Origin of the sequence: Leptospira perolatii, from assembly GCF_002811875.1 — a bacterium.
GTDB classification, from domain to species: Bacteria; Spirochaetota; Leptospiria; order Leptospirales; family Leptospiraceae; genus Leptospira_B; species Leptospira_B perolatii.
In genome coordinates, this window is sequence record NZ_NPDZ01000002.1 from 320,401 (window position 1) to 338,215 (window position 17,815).

14 protein-coding genes are annotated in these 17,815 nt (G+C 42.0%); 10 read left to right on the forward strand and 4 right to left on the reverse strand.

Annotated elements, in window-relative coordinates:
- Positions 1 to 70: 70 nt before the first annotated feature.
- From panB to CH373_RS05320, 3 genes are all read left to right on the forward strand, one after another.
- A complete protein-coding gene (gene panB, locus CH373_RS05310; RefSeq protein ID WP_100713060.1) occupies positions 71 to 892 on the forward strand; it encodes a 3-methyl-2-oxobutanoate hydroxymethyltransferase in 822 nt (273 codons plus the stop codon).
- Positions 893 to 1,333: 441 nt separating this feature from the next.
- On the forward strand, positions 1,334 to 2,305 hold the full coding sequence (locus tag CH373_RS05315; protein ID WP_100713061.1) for a ribonucleotide-diphosphate reductase subunit beta: 972 nt from the start codon (positions 1,334 to 1,336) through the stop codon (positions 2,303 to 2,305).
- A gap of 30 nt (positions 2,306 to 2,335) precedes the next feature.
- Complete coding sequence (locus CH373_RS05320; RefSeq protein WP_100713062.1) at positions 2,336 to 4,732, forward strand: ribonucleoside-diphosphate reductase subunit alpha; 2,397 nt, start codon at positions 2,336 to 2,338, stop codon at positions 4,730 to 4,732.
- On the opposite strand, the gene CH373_RS05325 is transcribed toward CH373_RS05320, so the two are convergent.
- Positions 4,729 to 6,177, reverse strand: coding sequence for a PilZ domain-containing protein (locus tag CH373_RS05325; RefSeq protein WP_100713063.1), 1,449 nt, complete (start codon positions 6,175 to 6,177; stop codon positions 4,729 to 4,731). The genes CH373_RS05320 and CH373_RS05325 overlap by 4 nt on opposite strands.
- On the reverse strand, positions 6,149 to 8,032 hold the full coding sequence (locus CH373_RS05330) for a PP2C family protein-serine/threonine phosphatase (RefSeq protein ID WP_100713064.1): 1,884 nt from the start codon (positions 8,030 to 8,032) through the stop codon (positions 6,149 to 6,151). Before CH373_RS05330 ends, CH373_RS05325 begins: the two co-directional genes overlap by 29 nt.
- Before the next feature lie 450 nt (positions 8,033 to 8,482).
- Here CH373_RS05330 and CH373_RS05335 point away from each other — a divergent pair, with 450 nt between their 5' ends.
- Positions 8,483 to 8,962, forward strand: a complete 480-nt coding sequence (locus tag CH373_RS05335) for a MarR family winged helix-turn-helix transcriptional regulator (protein WP_100713065.1) — start codon at positions 8,483 to 8,485, stop codon at positions 8,960 to 8,962.
- A 33-nt stretch (positions 8,963 to 8,995) separates the two neighbouring features.
- On the opposite strand, the gene CH373_RS05340 is transcribed toward CH373_RS05335, so the two are convergent.
- A complete protein-coding gene (locus CH373_RS05340) occupies positions 8,996 to 9,550 on the reverse strand; it encodes a redoxin domain-containing protein (RefSeq protein ID WP_165778782.1) in 555 nt (184 codons plus the stop codon).
- 276 nt (positions 9,551 to 9,826) lie between these two features.
- On the opposite strand from CH373_RS05340, the gene CH373_RS05345 reads away from it, so the two are divergent.
- The 4 genes from CH373_RS05345 (at position 9,827) to CH373_RS05360 (ending at position 14,693) form a co-directional block, all read left to right on the forward strand.
- The gene (locus CH373_RS05345; protein WP_100713149.1) at positions 9,827 to 10,678 is read left to right on the forward strand and encodes a YHYH protein; all 852 of its coding nucleotides are present in this window, start codon (positions 9,827 to 9,829) and stop codon (positions 10,676 to 10,678) included.
- Between the two features lie 19 nt (positions 10,679 to 10,697).
- A complete protein-coding gene (locus tag CH373_RS05350; RefSeq protein ID WP_100713067.1) occupies positions 10,698 to 11,393 on the forward strand; it encodes an SCO family protein in 696 nt (231 codons plus the stop codon).
- A 5-nt stretch (positions 11,394 to 11,398) separates the two neighbouring features.
- Complete coding sequence (locus tag CH373_RS05355; RefSeq protein ID WP_100713068.1) at positions 11,399 to 11,983, forward strand: toxin-antitoxin system YwqK family antitoxin; 585 nt, start codon at positions 11,399 to 11,401, stop codon at positions 11,981 to 11,983.
- 352 nt (positions 11,984 to 12,335) lie between these two features.
- Complete coding sequence (locus CH373_RS05360; protein ID WP_100713069.1) at positions 12,336 to 14,693, forward strand: SpoIIE family protein phosphatase; 2,358 nt, start codon at positions 12,336 to 12,338, stop codon at positions 14,691 to 14,693.
- Positions 14,694 to 14,699: 6 nt separating this feature from the next.
- Here CH373_RS05360 and CH373_RS05365 read toward each other — a convergent pair whose 3' ends face one another.
- Complete coding sequence (locus CH373_RS05365; protein ID WP_423789759.1) at positions 14,700 to 15,971, reverse strand: esterase/lipase family protein; 1,272 nt, start codon at positions 15,969 to 15,971, stop codon at positions 14,700 to 14,702.
- A 39-nt stretch (positions 15,972 to 16,010) separates the two neighbouring features.
- Between CH373_RS05365 and CH373_RS05370 the strand changes: the two genes are divergently transcribed.
- The gene (locus tag CH373_RS05370; protein WP_100713071.1) at positions 16,011 to 16,358 is read left to right on the forward strand and encodes an arsenate reductase family protein; all 348 of its coding nucleotides are present in this window, start codon (positions 16,011 to 16,013) and stop codon (positions 16,356 to 16,358) included.
- Between the two features lie 263 nt (positions 16,359 to 16,621).
- Positions 16,622 to 17,701: a histidine kinase dimerization/phosphoacceptor domain -containing protein gene (locus tag CH373_RS05375; RefSeq protein WP_125169925.1), complete on the forward strand. Its 1,080-nt coding sequence runs from the start codon at positions 16,622 to 16,624 to the stop codon at positions 17,699 to 17,701.
- Positions 17,702 to 17,815: the final 114 nt, after the last annotated feature.

Sequence of the window (17,815 nt, forward strand, 5' to 3'; positions counted from 1 at the left end):
AAGAAATCCTGAGTTATTTCCAATTTTGCGGAATATTTTGTAAACTTGTTGAACTCATTGGAGGAAATCCATGTCCAAGCAGATTGTATCCCAGCGCATTACGGTTCCGGAAATTATGAAACGGAAGGGGAACGAGAAGATCGTATGTTTAACTGCATACACTACTCCTATGGCTAATTTGCTAGATCCACACGTGGATCTCCTTTTGGTCGGTGATTCGGTCGGTATGGTCATGCATGGTCTTCCGAGCACAGTTGGAGTGACTCTGGAGATGATGATACTACACGGCCAAGCAGTTATGCGAGGCGCAAATCGAGCCCTGGTAGTTGTGGACCTTCCGTTCGGAAGTTACGAAGAAAGCCCTGAGTCCGCTTATAAGTCTGCAGTAGAACTTATGAAAAGAGTGGGATGCCAAGCTGTCAAAGTAGAAGCTAGTAAAGATATTTCTAATACGATTTCATTTCTTGTAGATCGTGGAATTCCTGTTGTGGGCCATGTAGGCCTTAGGCCGCAAGCGATCCATCTGGAAGGAGGATTCAAGGCGAAGGGGAAAACTAGTCTAGAAAGAGAACTAGTCATGGAAGAAGCTCTGTCCGTAGAAAAAGCTGGAGCATTTGCGGTTGTAGTCGAAGGCGTCGCGAGTGACTTGGCGGAAGAAATCACTCGTAAGATAAAAATTCCTACGATCGGAATCGGAGCCTCTCCTAAATGTGATGGCCAAATTCTGGTTACGGAAGATATGCTCGGTCTGTTCGAGTGGACTCCAAAGTTTGTGAGGAGATACGCGAATCTAAAGGAAGAGATCTCGAAAGCTGTAGAATCCTACACCGATGATGTTCGAAAAGGTCTATTTCCCGGCCAATCCGAGATGTATATGCTGAAAGCGAACTAGGTAGCCCCGGATTTTGACACCGGGTTCCCTTTTCATTTCCGAAAAAATCGGAAAACCAACACGGATGATGCCGGGGGCTTCCTCCAAAAACCTCCGAGTTAAGAAGGAAAAGTCTGGATTATTTGGATGTCAGCCTATGATTTCGGATCCAAATTCCAAAAAATCTACTTGCAAAATTGAGACATAATACTCTTCTAAGAGGCAACCTTTCCGGGAGGAATGGGGTGAGATTCCCCAACTGACGGCGCAACCGTGTGTAGGACTTCCTACGAGTCGGATCTTCCCATGACTGGATCGCCCGTGACCGATCTGTCATACCGAAAATTATTTTTTCAGGGCCCCGGAGGAATACAAACCGGGACCTTGAATTCCAGATAGAATCCTACCTATCTCATCTTCAAGCTCTCGGCCGATTTGCGCAATGGAGCGATTGTTTGGAAGATGTTGGTTCAAGAAGAAGTTCTATTAAAAGAAAATAAAGAAAGATTTGTCGTTATGCCTATCAAGCATCCGGCTCTTTGGGCAATGTATAAAAAGCAGGAAGCCTGCTTTTGGACCGCCGAAGAGATAGATTTGAGTAGTGATCTCAGAGATTGGGAAAGTTTAACAGATTACGAGCGCTATTTTTTATCCCATATTTTAGCTTTCTTTGCAGCAAGCGATGGAATCGTAAACGAGAATCTCGCGGTCAATTTTATGAGGGAGGTCCAACTCCCGGAGGCCCGATGCTTTTACGGTTTCCAAATTATGATGGAGAACATCCACTCCGAAACCTATTCATTGCTTATCGATACTTATGTAAAAAATCCGCAAGAAAAGCACAGATTGTTCCACGCACTAGAAACAATCCCAGCTATCGCACGTAAGGCGAACTGGGCTCTGCGCTGGATCCAAAACGGGAGCTTCGCAGAAAGACTCTTGGCTTTCGCAGCAGTGGAAGGGGTTTTTTTCAGCGGTAGCTTTTGTTCGATTTTCTGGATGAAGAAGCGTGGGCTACTCCCAGGTTTAACTTTCAGTAATGAACTAATCAGCAGAGACGAGGGATTACATTGCGAATTTGCATGTCTTTTATTCAGCATGCTGGACCATAAGCCCGGAAAAGAGCTCGTGTACGAAATTTTTTCGGAAGCAGTCAAAATCGAGAAAGAGTTTGTGACCGAAGCACTGCCTGTGGACCTGATCGGAATGAATTCCAGATTGATGCAACAATACATCGAGTTTGTCGCGGACAGATGGCTGGTGGAATTGGGTTATCCTAAATTATACAATGCGAGCAATCCCTTCGATTTTATGGATCTGATTTCTCTACAAGGAAAGACGAACTTTTTTGAAAAGAGAGTGGGCGATTATCAAAAGGCAGGAGTGCTTTCCTCTCGCGAAAAACAGACTTTCTCACTAGAGGAAGATTTTTAGAAATTCATTACAACCCACTAAGAGGCACTTATGTTCGTAATTAAGAGAAATGGAAAAAAGGAAAGCGTAAAGTTCGATAAGGTTACTGCGAGAATAGAAAAATTATCCTATGGATTGAGCCAGCTCGTTAGTCCGGTAGATGTTGCAAAAAAGGTTATCGAAGGAATCTACGATGGCGTAAGCACCACTGAGCTGGATAACCTCGCGGCTGAAATCGCGGCTTCATTGACGATCAAGCATCCTGACTACGCACTACTCGCAAGTAGAATCGCTGTAAGTAACCTACATAAGAATACCTTAAAGTCCTTTTCAGATACGATGAGCCTGATGTATGAATACACTGACCCAAAGACCGGACGAAGGATGCCGCTCATTGCGGAAGAAGTTTGGAAAACGATCCAGGAGAATGCGGAATTATTAGATAGTACGATCATTTATGACCGGGATTTTGCTTTCGATTACTTCGGTTTCAAAACTTTAGAGAAATCGTATCTGCTCAGATTGGACGGGAACGTAGTCGAAAGACCCCAGCATATGTACATGAGGGTTGCCGTAGGAATATTCAAGAACGATATTGATAATGTAATAAAGACTTATAATTTGATGAGCGAAAGGTGGTTCACCCACGCGACCCCTACGTTGTTTAATTCTGGAACACCAAAACCTCAGATGAGCAGTTGCTTTCTGCTGACGATGAAAGGAGACAGTATCGAAGGAATTTATGATACTTTAAAACAGACTGCTCAGATTTCTCAGAGTGCAGGCGGTATTGGATTAGCAATTCATAATATAAGAGCAACCGGGTCCTATATCGGTGGCACAAATGGTACAAGCAACGGGATTATTCCGATGCTTCGCGTTTTCAACGATACTGCTCGTTATGTGGACCAGGGTGGCGGAAAAAGAAAGGGTGCATTTGCAATTTACCTAGAACCTTGGCACGCGGATGTGTTCGAATTTTTGGATCTGAAAAAAAATCACGGTAAGGAAGAAATGAGGGCAAGAGATCTTTTTTACGCGCTCTGGATTCCGGATCTATTCATGCAAAGAGTCGAGAGCGGGGAAGACTGGAGCCTTTTCTGCCCGAATGAGGCGCCTGGGTTAAGCGAATGCTGGGGAAAAGATTTCGAAACTTTATACAAAAGATATGAGTCCGAGGGACGTGCTAGAAGGACGGTCAAGGCCCAAGATCTTTGGTTTGCGATCATAGACTCTCAAATCGAAACTGGAACTCCTTATCTTTTATACAAGGACTCTGCGAATCGAAAAAGCAATCAGCAAAATCTGGGAACTATCAAAAGTAGCAATCTTTGCACTGAAATACTAGAATATACCAGTCCTGACGAAGTCGCAGTTTGCAACCTTGCTTCCTTGGCACTTCCAAGGTTCGTAATCGACGGAAAATTCGACTATCAGAAGTTATATGATGTAACCTATCAGGTTACGATAAATTTAAACAGAATCATAGACGAAAACTTCTATCCTGTCGAAGAAGCTAAGAATTCGAACTTAAGGCATCGCCCGATCGGGCTCGGTGTCCAAGGCCTTGCGGACGTTTTCATACTGCTAAGATTGCCTTTCGAAAGCGAAAAAGCAAAAGAGTTAAACCAGAGAATTTTTGAGACGATTTACTTTGCGGCAGTCACCTCGAGTAAAGATCTGGCGAGGAAGTACGGAGCCTATGATTCGTTTCCTGGTTCTCCCATTTCTCAGGGAAAATTTCAATTCGATCTTTGGAATGTTACGCCTAGCGATCACTGGAACTGGGAAGATTTGCGAAAAGAGGTAATTCAGTACGGGGTCAAAAATTCGTTGTTAGTGGCACCGATGCCAACTGCTTCGACTTCGCAAATTCTAGGAAATAACGAATGTTTCGAGCCTTATACTTCGAACATATACACGAGAAGAGTATTGAGTGGAGAGTTTATCGTAGTCAACAAACACCTGTTAAAGGATCTTGTGCAGCTCGGCCTGTGGTCGAATGAGATGAAGAATAAGATCATCGCGGCGAACGGATCGATCCAAAAAATAGAAGAGATCCCGGATGACATCAAAGAACTTTATAAAACCGTTTGGGAGATCAAACAGAGAAGTATTATAGATATGGCAGTTGATAGGGGAGCCTTTATCTGTCAGTCCCAGTCGCTGAACCTGTTTGTAGATTTTCCAAATTCGTCCAAGTTAACCTCCATGCATTTTTACGCCTGGAAAGCCGGACTTAAGACAGGAATGTACTATCTGAGAACCCAGGCTGCGGCCCAGGCTGTTCAATTTACGGTAGAAAAGCAAAAAACTCAAAAAATAGAAGCTGTATTTGCACCGGATCCGAAGAACGGTTTAGAAAAACAGAATATAGATCTTGTGGAACCTGAAATGAGCGGTCCTTCCTGCAGCATGGAGGAAGGATGCGTCACTTGCAGTTCTTAAGCTTTTTTTAAAGCGAAAAACTTTTGCGGGAACTCGTCGTCGATCACGTCCAATATCTTTTTCCCGTTGACCGTATCTGCAAAACTGAGTAATTCCTGGTTGTTCCTATAAATAAGACTCCAGTCCATTACTTCCATGATCCCGATTTCATCGGATTCGTCGGAAAAGTTTCCTAGGAAAATTTCTCCGTTGTCGTTTAGCAGACCATAAAGATTTTTGCAGATCTTCTGTGCTGTCTTGGTTTTGATATAATCAAATAATCCAGCGGAATAGATCAAATCCATACCTTCGTAGTCCACAAATTTGCTTGGATTTGCAGCGAATCGTCCGATTTCGACGTTCAAACAGTGAAAGTCGAGTTCCTTTTTGCTCTTCAAAAGTGCGACCCTGATTCCGTGTTTTGCTTCCGTAATCGCGCGGGGGTCCTGGTCTAGTAAATAGATCGTGAGTCCGTCTAACAAAGATTGGTCGGTTTCTTGTACTAAAGTCACGATTTCCCTAGCAGGTCCACAAGCCACTGAAAGTACATGCAGTTTACTTTTAGATTTCTTTAATCGATCCAGAATCGTTCTGTAAAAGAAATTCTGTCTATGAAAGACTGCCTGTGCAGATCTCAAATTTAACGTGCATTTGTGTAAGCTTTTGCCGAGCAGGTTTGTTCCCTCGGTCGTATTTCTGTAGATCGCATCCATCATCTCAAAATCTCCAGCGTAACCTAGAGGTTTTAATGTGGCGCGCTTGATAAATGGGTCTAAGAATAGAAAATCTCTCAGCTCTTGTCTGATATAACCGAAGTTATATGCAATTTCAGAAGGATCTAATTCGTGAAACAGATCGTTGGTTTGCAACTTAAGAAAGTTATAAATTGGTTTTAACAAAAAATACGTGGAGTTGTACACTTCTTCGCGAAGATTGTACCCGACCGCGAATTCATAGTCGTTCAGGCTGGATTCTAATTGGGTCAAAAGATGCTGAATCGAAAGTATCTTTTCTTTCGCCTGGAAAACAATCGATAAAGCCTTGTTATGCGGTGTTTTCGGTTCTTCGGATTCTACTCTATTTTTTACAGATAAAAGCGAATCATGTATGGAACGGAACAATTCGATATGAATCGGCTCATCGAACTGAATTCCATATTCCCAGGTATGATCCAGCTTCTTTTCCCATCGAACGACTCCGGCTAATATCCTGCTGTACTGTATAATGTCCGTAAACACCATAAGTTGCAAGGAAGCTCCAACTCTCTCCTCTACGGGAAGGTTAAAGCTGCACGAAAATCGGGTCCCATGTTTCGAAATGTCGAGTAAGGTGGACTGAAGAGAGACCGGCTTTCCATTCAGTGACTGAATATGGAAATTACAAGGGTAAGCAGGAATAAATACTTCTTCCCTAGGGATCTGACTTGCTGATTTGCTATCAATCTGATTTGACGAGGTCTTTTCCATTTTCGTTCTTTAACCTTCTAAGTAGATTCATCGCCACTTCATTTTCGGGTTCAAAGGCGAAGACATCCTGCAAAAGGATTTCCGCTCTTTTTGTGTTTCCAATTCTTCTGTAAGAGTCAGAGAGAATTAACAGATTCTTAACATGTCCCGGATGTCTGTATCTGAATCTTTCTCCGAATTCTATAGAATCAGAGTAATTCTTTCTTTTGCAGTGATTCTTTGCCAGAAAGTATAGGTATTTGGTTTCAGCTGGATAGAGATGGACGATTTGCTTTGCGTGTTCCAAAGCAGAATCCATATCGTCCCTTCTCAAGCTTTGAGTGACGGCTTCTTTCAGAATGATTTTAGAATGAAACCCTTCGTTTAATCTTTTTTGAATAATAGGAAATCTCTCTTCTTCCGGAAGACCTAAAATTTCTGCCTCCCAATTTTTGGATTCCGGCTTGATCTTGATAGAGGCACCCTTTGGTTGGAAGGAGATTTTGAGTAAAGAAAGGTCATCTATAATCTCGCCGGATTTCTTAATCTCGTTTACGATTGAAGTCAGGTTTCCATTACCTTTCTCTACGACTTGCAGGAAAATGTTTTCGTCTTCGATCATGTTTTTGGAATTCGATTCTTTGTCCCAAACCATGAGGTCCTCTCTTCCGTCCGACCCCAAAAGAATCACATCACCTGGACTCATCTGGAACAAGCTAACAAAGAATTTGCTCTTGATACCAAGCATTCCGATTTTTCTAAAATAGATCTGAGAATCGATAAAAGAAGCCTTACCATCTCTATAGAGTACCGGAAACGGATGCTCCGCATTAATGTAATATACTAGCCCCGACTCTTCGTCGACTAGACCTATAACCATAGAAATCATCATCGCGCCGTCAAAGCTCTCAAAAGTCTTTTGCAATTCTATGATCGCGCTCTTTAGCCATCTTTCCGGGTACTGATTTTGGTTGGCTTCGAGCATTTTTGTCCTTTGGACCAATGCGTGGAATACCGCACCGAATACGATCGCGCCTCCGGCACCTTGCAAAGATTTTCCCATTGCATCAGCGTTTACAAAGACTACATATCTTTTTCCTTGCAAACGTACTACATTCGAAACACAAATATCACCTCCGATTTCCTGGTTCCAGGTTTTGAAGGTAAACTTTTTCTTTTGGCTCGTATAAAACTCTACAGATACTGTATCGCTTTTGGCCAGATTTAAACTGAGGGGCTTGAGAACCAGCGAGGTCAAAAAGTAATCTCCGTCCTGTTGGGATTTGAGATTACTGATCAGATTCATTTTTTCAAATTCTGATTTGGTTAGAGAAAATTTAAAGTGAGCGATCGTGACCGAAATGATGATGGTACCGAGCATAAAATACAGATTATTAATAATTGAGATAACCTGAAAGTTAGTATCGAATGCCAAATTGGTCAGAACATATTGCAAAACAATGATAAAGCTATTTAGGGCGCCTTTCCAAGCATTCCAGGGTAGAAAAAGATTGATCGCTATGAGTACTAGGTTTAAGCCAGCATAATAAGAAGATTCGAATCCCCCAAGTCTCGTGGTCATCAAAGTGATGATTCCGCCGACTACGAACGTAAATACATATGCATGAATCGCGTTCCAGGGGTTAGGCTTAGAGAATTTCAGTATCAACAACTGAACCAAAGCGATTCCGGTTGCGATTCCCCTAAGAGTAAAGAAGTAGCTTAGGTTATCCTGTAGATATTCTTTTGGAATGATGAAGTAGTCCAATCCCCCAAACAAAGGTACTAAGATTACACCGAGAATGCAAACAATCTCGATCCACTTTTTTTCCAAAGCCCAAACGAATTCGTCAAAACTTCGGTTCTTTGTCTCCATAATACATCCTTAATATTAGGAAAATTTTTTATATGAATGTTATTTACCGTAGATAATTTCGCTTGGACTTTTATCTATGTGCCAATTGAATTTTCGGGATAACCTTTCGCAGAAATTACGAAATTCCGAACCAGAATAATGACAAAAAAAGATCAGTCAATAAATATTTTAAATCGGGAGATTTCCGCCAAACCTAATTAAAACGATCGTTATAACTGGTGAAAGATGGATTACAAAATCTTCCATTATGCATCTCTACTATTCGTTGCGATCCAGAACAGGGATTTTCTCAAATTTGATGGGCAGTGCAAAAAAATGCGATAGGCTCCCAGCCCTCTAATTGTATAAGATTTCCGAGTTTTTGTACGCTCTGATTGCTGTGCACAATAGTTTTGATTCATTAATTAGTTGCAGAAGCTGGATATCGGGGTGAAACCTTACGGATCAGGCATGAAAAAAGAGAAATCGAATTCCGGTCCCAGTCTCATCGATACTGCTTTCGCATATTATTATTATAGGGTGGAGAGATTGGTTCGAATGCACTTTTCGCAGCTCATGATCGAGCTAGGGGAAGATATTTCGATCGAGCAATGGATATTGATCAATCGGCTCGCCGAGACAGGAAGTTCTCCTCAAAGCGAACTAGTCGATAAAACATTCAAAGACCGGCCGAACGTTACACGCCTTTTGGATGGATTGGAAAAAAGAAATTTAGTAGAGAGAATTGACGACCCGGGAGATAGAAGAAAGTTCGAGATTCGACTCACCAAAGATGGTAGGGCATTGCTCGATAGAATGGTTCCTAAAATCAAGAAAGAAAGAGCAGTGGTCTACGATGGGTTAGGAAAGAAAGACCTGGATTCCTTGAAAAAAATTTCTGAAAAAATAGAAGAGAATATTTTACATTCAAAAGTAGGGAAGCGAAAATAGAGGAACGCTTCCCTTGAAGCCTATCTAATTTCCTTAAGTCGTCACCAGAACCCGTGGAGCGAACTGAAACAATTGATGGATCGGAATATGATCGGTCACTTTGGAAGAATACTTAGAAATTTGCACCTTTCCATTCGGGCCAATCAAAAACTCAGCTGGCATCCTGTCCATTTTCATCCCAGGAACTTTTCTCATTTCGAATCCTAGGGATTTCGCCTCATCTATCTCCCGCTTTCCGGTGGCCATGGTTTTGATGACTCCGAGCCAGGAGCTTTGCACTCCATACAGATTGTAAAGTTTGTTTTCCTTGTCAGCAATGATCCGAAACGGAAGTCCATCGATTCCCTCCATATCCGCGATTTGGGAAGCTGAAGATTCGAAAACCGCCAAAATTTCTATTCCATTTTTCTGAAATTCAGGATAGGCAGCTAGCAATTGCTGGATTCTCAGGTTGCAAAGCGCGCACTCCACATTTCTGAAAAAAGCCAAATAGAGGCTTTTTCCCAAATAGTCCTCGGATCGAATCTGTTTTCCTTCATAATCTAAAACCGAAAAGTTCTTAGCTGAATCTCCTACTTTTAATTTCATCTGTTTCTCCTGTTTTGCCATGCACTATTTATTATATAGATAAATGTTGCTTATGCAACAATAATTTAAGCAATTAAATGAAGAAAGTTGGAACTTTTTCCGTCCTTTTCCGGCCAAATTTAAGAAAATTTAAATATCGGAAGCATCCTTAAGGGATAAACGAATCGAAAAAACGATGATCTTTTCAGATAAAAAAATATTGAAATGCCTTGGATTCTAAATCTGAAATGTCTCTTACCCGAAGAAAGTATTTCTAATTCGAAATGGAGTAAAGCTATGGTTCGTAAAATGGAAGTCTTTTTGATTTGCCTGTTACTAGGTTGGAACAGCGGCTGTAAAAACTTATTCGGAGGAAACGATGACGGTCCGAACGATGTAGAGAAAGGTCTGGCTGCTTTTTTGCTTTCCTGCACCTCCGGTACGGATGTAGTAGAAACTCTCTATGCAGGAGGACCTTCTTGCATTACGAATATTTCAGCCGATGCTCCGGCTTGGATCCGAAACAATTTTCATTGTGTTACCGTAAGAGTCTGTGGGAGTTCGTATTGGTTCCAGACGAACGATCTTCCACCTTTTAAGACTGCTTATTACGGAGCCAGTTCTCCCTATTATACAGCTTTCGATACTCAGAGCGGGGCTAGACACCAAAATCCGAATACAATCTCTTCGCAAAACATCTCCATGCTCATTCCGAGCGTGCCTAGTTATGCTTCCTCCAATCTGGATCCTACTGCTGGAATCGACGCGATAGGAATCAGTACCTATGGAGTAGTTTTTTTTAATAATCAAGCCGCTCCCGGGGACGTCTTAGCTACCGAATACCAAACCATGGATTCGGGAGAAGGACATCCACAAAATAGCGGAAAATACCACCACCATACTGAGCCTTTCAACTTGACCAACGATGGAATGGAACTGATCGGGGTGATGCTGGATGGTTACCCGATTTATGGCAAAAAGGACCAAAGCGGGAACCACCCAACTTTGGATTCTACAACGAATTCCATAGCTTGCACTACCACGGAATTTCCCTCCGGAACCTATTGCTATCACGTAGTCAACAGTACTGGAGTGGGCGCCTATATATTGGGAAGTTATTTTAGGGGAAGGAGAGGAACTCTATTTTAAATTTGAGTGAAGTTCAAAAATGAAAGCTCTCTGTTTTGTTTGGATTGTATCACTATTTTTTATTCAGTGCAAAGACCGAGGAATCTCTTCTGAATATCCCAAGGAAGTAACTTCTTTTTCTGAAAAAGGGGAAGGACTTCCTTTTTTTACCGGAAAGGATATGAGACCGACTTGGGATTCAGAAGAAGCTCGAAGGCTCGAAGATTTTCAGGGTTGGGACCAGAAAGGAGTTTTGTTTGGTTCCAACGAAATGAACGGAAAGATTTGCGTTGTTTCTTTTTTCTTTTCCAAGTGCGCTGGAATTTGTCCAATGATCACGCGAAACTTACTCTCGGTACAGGAGAAATATAAGGAGAGGAAAGGAATGCTACTAGTTTCTTTTTCGATTACACCGGATCTGGACACTTCTCAGAAATTGAACTCTTTCGCGAAGGAAAGAAAAATCTTATATAATAAATGGAGATTGCTCACCGGGGACAAAAAGAAAATTTATTCGATCGCAAGGAATAGTTTTAATGCGGATATTTTTTCACCTCGCGAAAACCAAGAGCAGGGATTAAGCGAAAACGATTTTTTGCATTCCGAAAGTTTATTTTTATTGGATCGAAAACTTAGGATTCGAGGAGTTTATAACGGGCGAATGCCTTCGTCCATCCAGGAGCTGACTGAACATGCAGAAATTTTAATGGAAGAAGATTCTAAGAAATCTATATAGCGAATATGAAGCTAGTTCTATCAAAATCCTTTTTTTTCCGGATTAGTTTGTTTGCGTTCTTCGCGCTTTCGGTCTTGGTCAACTGCGTGCGAAAAATAGAACTACCCAATCCAGGAATCGCTAGATCAGAAGGATTGCTCTTTTTTCAGACGAAACCTTTTACCGGAATCCTGGTTAGTCGCTTGGACGCGATCAGAGTCATTCGGGAAACTCCGTACGAGAAAGGGATATTGCACGGAGTTGAAAGGGAGATTTTCGAGAATGGAAACCTTTCTGCCGAAAGAACCTATTCTCAGGGATGGAAGACCGGAGTGCATCGAGGTTGGTTTCCCTCGGGTGCTCGGAGATTTCACCATGAATACAAATACAATCAATATGACGGAGAAGCTTGGGAGTGGTACGAGTCCGGCGCGCTCTATTCGTATGCAAAATATAAAGAAGGCAAGCCGATCGGTAGAAAGATTTGGAGAGAAGACGGGACTATTTATCTAAACTATATTTTTCCGGATGGAAAGGCATTTGGCTTTCCTGGTGCAAAACTTTGCAGACAAGTCAGAGGGGGAAAGGATGGAGGAACCGCATCCTTATAAGTTTCTGTCGATTGGATACAATCGAAAAGATTAGCATCGCGAGTTGGAAAAGTAAGGAAACAATTTTGTGAATATGTGCTTTTAGAGACATTTTTGGAAGATATAGAACCCAAAACATTTTGTTAAACGAAGAAGACATTAAAGAACTGTGAATCATTTCGATTCCATTTTTCGGAAAATAAATTGATTAGCTCTTTCGAGAGCGATCTAGGGTGTAGATTCTGCCGGATTGGCTTTTTTCAGCTGTATTTTTCTTTTTCCTTGCAAACCACCATTTACCGGAGGTAAGATAAAGATTCTTTCAATAGTCTGATCTGGATGCGACTGATCGTTTGGGGAGAAGGTTAGCATTGTGGCTAAATTGAAATCATCGCATTTAATAGCGCTAGGCATCTTAACCTGCCTTTTTCACTGTAAGGAAGTCTCGGCCACATTCGATTTTTATCCGAAGGCAAAGTCTGGTCTTTTAATCCTTACAAATCAAAGCTTAGAACAAAAATCGATCTTGCCTTTGGAAGGCGAATGGGAACTTTGCGAAGGCTTTGGACCATCAAAAAATTGCTCTTTCACTTCCGTACCTGGTTATTGGAAAGAGACGCAAATTCAGAATCTTTCCGGGAACAGATACGGAGCGGCTACTTATAAACTCAGAATCCGTGGACTGGAGCCAGGGGAATATGCATTAAAAATGCATGAAATTCATAATGCCTACAGACTTTTTGTGAACCAAAAGTTGCTTCTTTCTTTTGGAACTCCCGCATTACAGTCCGAGCAAGAAGTGAGAAAAATCGGAAAACCTGTAGTTTCTTTTCTGGTCGAAAAAGGGAAGAGAGAGACACAGATCGCATTAGAAGTTTCTAATTGGTTTGAAGGAGCCGGTGGAATCAGAAGAACTCCCGAATTAGGTAGTCTTAGCGACATACTTGCTCTAGACCGTGCAAAGAGAAATCTAGACTTTCTAACATTCGGTGCGCTAATTTTTTTTGGATTTTCCAGTTTCTTCTTTTACGTGATCACGAAAGAGGAGTTCTCCTCTTTGTTCCTTTCTCTGTTCTGCGGAGCTCTAGCGATTCGGATATTTTTCACAGAGGAACATTATGTTTTAGAATGGTTTCCTAATTTTCCACCTGTACTGGAATCCAGGATAGATGTGGGGAGCCTTTTTGTGTGCGGAATACTTTTCATGTCCTATCTTAGGTGCTTGTTTCCCTATGAACTGAATTTGACTACGTTTCGTGTTTTCCTGATTCCGAATATACTTTGGTTGTCCGGGTTTTGGATGTTCCATGGCGAGGCGCTAGAGAAGATATTTCAAGTATATCTTGGATTTCTAATCCTGACCTTGGCTGCGATTACAATCGTTGCGATCCAGGCGTACCGAAGGAATCGGACCGGCGCCAAAGTATTTTTAGCCTCCTGGGCCTTGTTTTTTTTCGGAGCCGCGAACGATATTTTGTCTAGATTTGGAATTATATCCACTCCATATATTTCTCCTTATACGTTTCTATTATTCATAGCTTTTCAATCGATTTTGATTTCGGTTCGTTACAAGTCTCTATTACAATTTGCTGATTCTCTTAATAAGGAATTAGATGTTAAGTTCAGAGCAATTTCTTCTTCTGTGCAGGAAGCGATTCTGGTTTCCGATTCTTCGGAAAGGATCCTTTATTGGAATGAGGGCGCGAACGAGATATTCGGTTGGACCTCTAGTGAAATTGTAGGAAAACCTTTGGAGACGATTATTCCTGAAGGATTCAGGAATGGCTATCATAAGCTGCTCAGTTCTGGAGATTTGACTTCCCTTCGAAAACCGATAGAATTGCCCGGGGTCCGTAAAGACGGGACCGAGTTTCCTTTCGAGCTTTCTCTTACCGCTTGGACGGTAGAAGGAAGGAGCTATATTGGCGCGATTATCCGAGATATTACGCAGAGAAAAGTCTTGGAGGAACAGAGGGATAGGGCCCTCGACACTCTAAGAAAAGATCTGCATACAGCAGAAAAGATGCAAAAGTCCATGCTACCTTTGCCAGATCCTAAGCGCTGGCCTTTCCCTTGGGATATTCTGTATTATCCTATGGGTCCGATCGGAGGAGATCTATACGATATACGTCAAACCGCCAACGGAAACTGGAGATTTTTTATCGCGGATGCAACCGGGCATGGAGCTCAGGCGGCTATGCTGACTATGGCGATTAAGGCAGATTACGATTCATTCGAAGAACCTGATATGGATCCCGGGAAAGTCCTGACTCATTTGAATCACAAGGTTTATCCTCTATTCCGAAATTTGAATTCTTTCTTTACTGCGTTTATCCTGGATTGGGATCCTAGAACCGGAACCCTTCACTACGCGTCCGGAGGTCATCCTGAACAGATACTGCAAATCGGAATGGAATCTGTACTTCTCCCGAAAACTGGACCTATGATTGGCCTGTATCCCGCTGGAAGGTTTCATACCAGAACCTTTACTCTGGAAAAAAAGAATCCGATCCGATTCTACCTGTTTTCAGACGGTGCTTTCGAAGTCTCGGACGATAGAGAAACAGAACTATTCGGAGAAGAGAGAATGTTAGCTTCTTTGTTATCTAAATCTTCTTTGCCAATTCGCAAGACTCTAGACCTTTACTTTCAGGAACTAATTCAGTTCCAAGGAAGGAAGAAGTTTGAAGACGACCTGACTCTACTCGTGGCAGATATCAGCTCCCTTTAATAGAGGTTAGTCGAATACATCCCTTACCATTTTCTTCGTATCTTCCGCAGTCATGATTTGATAGTGAGAGAGTCCAAAAAGGCAACGCACCCGAGTCTCCGGTTTTGGTTTTTTGCGAAATACTCTTTCGCTCAAGCTTTCAAGGCTTGGAGTTTCGACGATTCCATCTCCGATCCAGGAGGACCATTTGGTTTTGTCGGGAGAAACTAGGCTGTAGAGTTGGTAAGCATCTACATCGTCTAATTCTCCGAAATATAAATCCGAGGAATATCGATCTACCTGACTGACAGCCTCTCTGTCCTCGTCTCGGATGATTCCGTGCGATAGGTCCTTCATTGCCTCGCTCCTTTGGTTACCGATGAATCCTATCAGACTGATTGGTAATACGGGCAGATGCTCTGCTCCTAACCCTAGCCAAAATCCGATTTTTTCGATGTAAGAACCTCCGTCGGGCGCGCTGATAATCAAAGCTTTCCGAATCTTTTTGGATAGAGGTTGATTCTCTATATTAGAATAATATAATGCACTTCGAAGTACGAGTCCACCTTGGCTGAACGCGATCACTTCTATTTGTTTTCCATCTAATTCTTTTGCTCGGAACAGTTCCTTGAGCAATGCAAACAACGCTTTGCCATTGGTAGGGATAGGCGCGCCCGGATTGAATCTAACGTATACCGGATACATTCCTAATTCTTTGAACGTTGCCGATAATGGGATTTCGCCGTGGGAGTTCCACAATCCTTCGTCGCAAAACAAACCTGGGACACATAGGATCAGTCTCTTTAGTTTGGACTTTTTCCAATTTTGCACCATTTCTTCTGCGGTTATGTCTTTTCCGTTTTCTCGAAAGGAGGGTTGAATCGTAGAAGTGGTAACCAAGCCTGCAAAAGATTCTCCTACGATACTCGAAACAGGAATGTTTTCGAAAAGGGTATGCTTTACTACCGTGTCTGCTTTCTCCATCGCTTGGATCGCGATATGCATCGCGTTTTCAGTCGCCTCCAGAGCTTTTGTGAGACCTTCCTTGGTTTTGGCCCCGGTTTCGCTTAACGAATTTCCGGTCTTTTGCAGAAAATCAGCCAATTTGGTTTCTGAGATCATAGGTGCATCAGAGATCGCTGATAAGGTTTTGGAAGACCAGCGAAAGGAATCGGAAAGAAGGTTTCTAACCCCTTCTAATGTTCCTAAGGATACTTCTTTGGCTAGTTTCACAGCGAACTTCCCTAGGTTCATACTTGGCTCAGTGGGTTTGTAAGGCATTCCACCTAAAGAATCGATTGTCTCGGAAACGGGAAGCTAAAATGCTGTTAGCCAGAGATGAATTTACAAATTTTTGGTAGGAAGAATTGCTCTGATTCTAAAAAAGCGGAAATGTTTTTTAAGGAGAGAAGAATTCCCTTTCAACTTATTAATCTTGCCGAAAAGCCAATGAGCAAAGGAGAACTGCAATCCGTTCTGCGGACAGTGACCGCTGACGAACTTGTTGACACTGAGAGCAAAGTATACAAGGAAAAGCAGCTAGCATATTTACAATTCGATAAAATTGATTACCTAATTCAATATCCGGGGCTGATGAAAAGTCCGGTTGTCAGAGATAGAAACAGATCCACTGTAGGCTACAAGCCGGAAGTCTGGAAGCAATGGATCGCCGAGGAAAAAAAATAATCCCTTCTTTTCCTACAAAATCTATTTTAGATTTCTTGGATGAGTATACTAAACTCGTGAATGTGCTCTATTTTCTCGTTTTTTAAATTTCTGCGTCAAAGATCTAAAATTTGTACCATTATAATGTTTATCTAACGATCAAAAGGGCTTTTATTAAGCGAAAATCATCTTCCTAAATGTCCATTTGGAAAATGGATTGCAAAGTTCAATGTGAAAATTATCGAATAACATTCGCAAGCGGATCGTGAAATGCTTAAAGATTCGTGCAACACAAAGCACTGATGTTCGACTTTAAAGATGCAATTAAATTCTCGAAACAAAAATACCTGCTTGTAGCTTGCATTTTACTATTCATCGTTTCTGTTTCTATAATCACCATAGAGTTTTTCTTAAATATTCCTTTTAGGAGGCCGGGCTTCGCGGTCGCCGCTTTCGGAACAGCAGGCGCGATTGTTTTGCTCATTTCCGGTAGGTATAGAGTTGCAACGATTTATTGCTCTGTGTTATTCAGCGTCGCAATCGGAGTAGGAACATTTTTCGGACCAAGTGCCCGAAACGTAAATTCTTGGTATCCGGTCTTCTTTTTTTACCATTTGTTTTTTACTTCAAGAAAGCATACGATTGCGGCTTTGGGCGGTTGTGTCTCCCTAGTGCTGATACATTTCTATTTTTATCGCGCTCCATCCGAACTCGGAGTGCTATTCGATTCATTGGGAGCTTTGCTTGTGCTTTCATTACTTGGTCTTGCAATTTCAAAGGCAATGGAACAGGTAATCGAAGATAAGGATGTGCTCTTGAAGGAATTGCATCACAGAGTTAGGAATAACTTGCAGGTCATGCTCGGGATGATTTCTCTTCTCAAGGACTCGGAAGATTCTCTGGATTTGGAAGAAGCCTTGTCTAGTCTCGAAAGAAAAATATTAGCATTGTCTAATGTGCACAGCCACGCGCATGTCTCGAGAGATTTCAGTCATGTGTTTATGAAGGAAGTATTCGCCTCTTACTTGCCTCGGATCCTTCCAAGGGCCGGCAATAGGTTACGTTTAGATTTTCAAGATGCGAACACACTTTTAAACGTTAGGGAAGCTAGCATTGTAGCTATGATCGCTGGAGAGGTTCTCGTACATTGCATTGACAATGATGAGAAATCTTCTGACTTGATACGAGTCGGTTTAACGTGGAATCATGTCGATGAATACATACTTTCTATGGAAGGTGCGATTCTACCTGATGGCAAGGGTAGAGAGTTTATCGAGATGTTGGTACAGCAATTGAAGGGAGAACTGGATGTTGATCAAAAGACTCCGGGTTCCTGTATTGTTCGTTTTAAGAGTACAAAGTAGGCAAAACTGTAGCAAAAGTAGCCAAAGCGAATTGTTCTATATCGAACATTCATTATTGAATTACCTCACTCCAAATTCCTCTTAACATCAGATTTTCTATTTACGATGGGAGCA